Origin of the sequence: Streptomyces sp. B1866, from assembly GCF_031932565.1 — a bacterium.
In the GTDB taxonomy this organism is placed as follows: domain Bacteria; phylum Actinomycetota; class Actinomycetes; order Streptomycetales; family Streptomycetaceae; genus Streptomyces.
The window spans coordinates 1-482 of the sequence record NZ_JAVSCF010000605.1 but is presented as its reverse complement, the minus strand read 5'-3'; the positions used below and the strand labels follow the sequence as shown (position 1 = coordinate 482).

The 482-nt window shown below is 85.5% G+C and carries 1 pseudogene; it reads right to left on the bottom strand.

What is annotated here, in order from left to right:
- Positions 1–482, bottom strand: a pseudogene (locus RKE29_RS30400) (hypothetical protein); the annotation flags it as partial.

Below are 482 nucleotides of genomic sequence, written 5' to 3'. Positions count from 1 at the left end.
CCGGCGCGAGCAGCAGGCCGGCCACCGCGTCCGCCGTGTCGTCCCCGGCGGTCAGCAGCGCCCGCCCGCGCCCGCCCGCGGCGAACCAGCCGACGGCCGCCGCGCACTGCAGGACGCCCAGCGCGCCGGAGGCACGGCCGAACGCGGCGGTCAGGTCGTGCCGGGGCACGGTGTCGGGCACGGGCAGGGCCTGCGACGCGGGGCGCGCGTCCGGCGCCGGTACGGGCCCGGAGGCCGGGGCCGGTACGGGCCCGGAGGCCGGGGCCGGTACGGGCCCGGAGGCCGGGGCCGGTACGGGCCCGGAGGCCGGGGCCGGTACGGGCCCGGAGGCCGGGGCCGGTACGGGCCCGGAGGCCGGGGCCGGTACGGGCCCGGAGGCCGGGGCCGGTACGGGCCCGGGAGTCGCGGCGGCGCCGTGCGCGGCGGGGCGGCGCTCGGGGGTGAACCACACGCCGGGCGCCTCGCCGCCGGCCAGCGCCGCC